This window comes from Streptomyces muensis (genome assembly GCF_021474425.1).
GTDB classification, from domain to species: domain Bacteria; phylum Actinomycetota; class Actinomycetes; order Streptomycetales; family Streptomycetaceae; genus Streptomyces; species Streptomyces muensis.
Genome location: NZ_JAKEIP010000468.1, coordinates 1 through 3442, shown reverse-complemented (window position 1 = coordinate 3442; position 3442 = coordinate 1). Strand labels below are relative to the sequence as shown.

Annotated in this window: 3 protein-coding genes and 1 pseudogene; 2 read left to right on the top strand and 2 right to left on the bottom strand. The window is 72.2% G+C overall.

The window, feature by feature from the left end; translation table 11 throughout:
* Positions 1 to 130 precede the first annotated feature (130 nt).
* Positions 131 to 991: a class I SAM-dependent methyltransferase gene (locus L0P92_RS43150; protein WP_234768600.1), complete on the bottom strand. Its 861-nt coding sequence runs from the start codon at positions 989 to 991 to the stop codon at positions 131 to 133.
* 183 nt (positions 992 to 1174) lie between these two features.
* On the opposite strand from L0P92_RS43150, the pseudogene L0P92_RS45575 reads away from it, so the two are divergent.
* A pseudogene (locus tag L0P92_RS45575) lies at positions 1175 to 1600 on the top strand (Lrp/AsnC family transcriptional regulator); the annotation flags it as partial.
* A 29-nt stretch (positions 1601 to 1629) separates the two neighbouring features.
* On the opposite strand, the gene L0P92_RS43140 reads toward L0P92_RS45575, so the two are convergent.
* Positions 1630 to 2043 (bottom strand): SsgA family sporulation/cell division regulator, encoded by a 414-nt coding sequence (locus tag L0P92_RS43140; protein ID WP_234768599.1) that lies wholly within the window; start codon positions 2041 to 2043, stop codon positions 1630 to 1632.
* 224 nt (positions 2044 to 2267) lie between these two features.
* Between L0P92_RS43140 and L0P92_RS43135 the strand changes: the two genes are divergently transcribed.
* The coding region (locus L0P92_RS43135; RefSeq protein WP_234768598.1) for a sigma-70 family RNA polymerase sigma factor at positions 2268 to 3442 on the top strand (1175 nt) is incomplete at its 3' end.

Below are 3442 nucleotides of genomic sequence, written 5' to 3'. Positions count from 1 at the left end.
CACCCCCGCCCTCACCCTCCTCGCCGACCAGGGCCGCACGAAACGGATCCGCCACCTGGCACGGGCCGGCCTCCGGCGGCGGGGAGGGGCTCGGTCCTGAGCCTGAACGTGGCCGTCGAGGCGGGGGCCACTAGGACGAGCCACGCCCCAGAACAACCGTCCGCATCCCCCCGGCCCCGCTCTCCTCGTGCCGCACCCGCAGCCCGGCCGTGCGGAGCTGTTCCAGCACCCAGGCGTGGGAGAGCCGCAGTTTGCGGTAACTGCGGGCCGTGAGGGTCCAGTCGGAGTCGGCAGCCGTGTGGTCGGCGCGGGCGTCGGCGTTCCGGGTGTGGATCAGGTCGTGGACGAGAACCGTGTAGTCGTCGTAGTCGGCCGGGTACTCCAGGAAGCACGTCATGATCCGGTCCTCGGCGGCCCGGACCGGCAGGAAACGGTCCGTGCCCGTGAGCGGGACCGTCAGATCGCGGTAGGCGAACACGGCCGTCCCCTCGGGCGCGAGCGCGGCGGCGACATCGGCGAAGAGGGCCGCCACATCCCCTCGCGTCGGCAGATGGGTCAGCGTGTCACCCAGGCATACGACGGCCTGCGCCGACCCCGGCCGCACGAGCTCCCGCAGCGCGGTCCGCACATCCGCCCGCACCGCGCGCACGGCCGGCGCCTGGGTGGCGTGCGCGGTGATTTCGTCCAGCAACGGCCGGCTCAGATCGACCGCGAGGACGGAGTCGAAGCCCAGCCCGGCCAGCGCGAGGCTGGCCTGCCCCGGCCCGCACCCCAGATCCACCGCGAGCGCTCCCGCAGCCGGCCCGATCGCCGCCCCGGGAGTCACCCCCCACCCCGCGAGAGCGGCACCTTGCACCGCGGCGAGCGCGTCGAGATCGCCCCCGAGCATCCAGGTGTAGTGCTCGGCGAGAAACCGGTCGTAGTGGTCGACGGCTTGGTCGATGCCTTGCTCGATGCCTCGGTCGACCGGTTGAGCGGCAGCGGTGGTCATCGACGAGGGCTCCCTTCGGTCCGGCACGGAAGTGCGGGAAGTTCAGGGAAATCTATGGCCAGGTACGGGAGTTGAGCGCCTCGGCCGAACCAAATTCGGAACCCCGGCAAGAATGACGGCCATGGACGACACTGATTCGGCGATCCTCACCCTCCCCCAGACTCCGTCCGGGGGGACCCCCACCAGCGCGATGCGCGGCTCACCAACCGCGAACTCGCCCGCAGGGTCGGCATCGCCCCCTCCACCTGCCTCGAACGGGTCCGCGCCCTGCGCGCCCGCGGAGTGATCACCGGCTACCACGCGGCCGTACAGTCACGCCTGTTGGGCCGCTCGCTCCAGGCCCTCGTCTTCGCCCGGCTGCGCCCGCTGAGCCGCGACGTGATCGAGGCCTTCGAGAGCTATCTCACCCGACTCCCGGAGGTCGTCTCGGTCTTCGTGGTCTCCGGCGACGACGACTTCCTCGTCCAGGTGGCCGTCCCGGACATCGAGCACCTGCACGCCTTCCTCATGGACCGTTTCAGCGCCCGCCGCGAGGTGGTGAGCTTCCGCAGCTCGGTGATCTACCGACAGACGGGCACGCCCGTACTGACGCCGATCGTGACCGACTGACCGAAGGGGGCCGCTCGGCCGGCCGGGCCTCACACCCCGTCGAGCAGGGACATGAGCCCGTGGTCGAGTTCCGGCCCCAGCTCCTCTCTCCCCGGCTCGACGACGGCGTACGACCGTTGCAGGAACCGCCGAAGCGAAGCCGTCCCGAAGCGGATCGCGGCCATGCCGTGCGCCGCGTGGAACTCGACGACCGTACGGGACCGCCCGCACGGCCGTATGCGTACGTCCCCGATCCCCGCGGCCGCGTCCAGCCCCTCCGCCAGCAGTGAGCGGGCGAACGTCCAGGTGACCCCGCCCTCGTCGGCCGAGACATGCGCCGGGAAGTCGACGTGTACGGCGAAGGGTTCGGCGGCGAGGTAGCGCAGCGTGGGGCGGATCGGGAGCTGCGGGGAGCCCGGGGTGACGAGGCGGGCGCGAACGGGCTGTTCAAGGGTGAGGCGCATGGACGTTCTTCTCCACGGGTGATGTGGTCCTACTGCAACTGCCGGTCTTTGTGCGCCTTCTCGACCGCGCGGCAGCCACGTTGCTTACGCGGAACAACCGCCCCACCCCTGTGATCTAGCTCACGCGAACCATTTACTTGAGATTTTAGTCATCTACGCTGACAAACTCGTCCCCCCCTTCAGCTCAGCCCATTGGCCCAGCAGGCAACCGGAGCGTTCCAGCCATGTCCGACGGTTCCGCCAAGGTGCCCGCCCAGGCGACACCTCCCGTGTCCACCACCGCCTCGTACACCGCCTCGTACGCCCGTATCTACGAGGAACAGCAGCCGCGTCTGGTCGCGTTCGCGCGCTCGCTCACCCGCAACAACTCCTGGGCGGCCGAGGACCTGGTCGCCGAGGCGCACTTCCGCGTCTGGCGGCGGCTGTCGGCGGGGCACGAGATCGAGAACGTACCGGCGTACCTGATGACGACGGTGCGGCATCTGGCGGCGACGGCCGGCGGCGAGGCACGCGAGACCCCGCACCACGACCCGCAGGCCGCCGAGCGGGCGGAGGCCGCCGCCCACGCCGAGGGCATGGCGGACCCGGCCGAACAGGTCTCCTCGGTCGACCTGTTGGTGCGTGTGCTGGGCCAACTGCCCGAGCGCTGGGTGCAGGCCCTGTGGCTCGCGGAGGCGGAGGGGCAGCCGCTGGAGACGGTCGGGCGGCGCATCGGTGCCAAGGAGGGGGCGACGGCCGTACTGCTGCACCGCGCCCGCGAAGGCATGCGGCAGGCCTTCCTCCGCTCCCAGACGGGCGCCCCCGACGACCCCGCCTGCGAGGTCCACTGGGTACGTATGCCGGCGTACGTCCGCGGCAACGCGACCCCGCGTCAGTCCGAACGCCTGCTGGCCCATGTGGACGCCTGCGCCGACTGCCGAGGCCGGCTCGCGGTACTCATGCGCGCCAACGACCGGCTGCCCGCATTGGTCGGCCCGGCCCTGTTGGTCTTCGGCCTGGGCACCGCGGGCAAGTTCCTGCTGCCGCTGGCGGCGGGGTCCGCGGGCGCGACGGCCGCCCTGAGCGGCCAGGTCGGCGCTGCGCTGCATGCTGCCCGGCGGGCGGTGACCGGGGGTGGGGCCGGCGGTGGCGGCGGTGTTGGCAGTGCCGGAGGTGTTGGTAGTGCGAAGGTGCCGGCCGCCGTCGCGGCCGGCGCGGCGGTCACCGGGATGGCCCTCGCGATGGTCCTCGCCCTGGGCACGGGCAGCTCTACGCCGACACCTGCGCCGCCGCGGGCGCCGTTGGCGGAGGCGCCGGTAGGGCAGCCGGCGGCGGGGGACGGGGCTGAGGCGGAGGTGGCGGATCCGGGTGGGTCTGCTGGGGCGGTTGCGGTGCCGCGGGTGGCCGAGGTTGCCGAGGT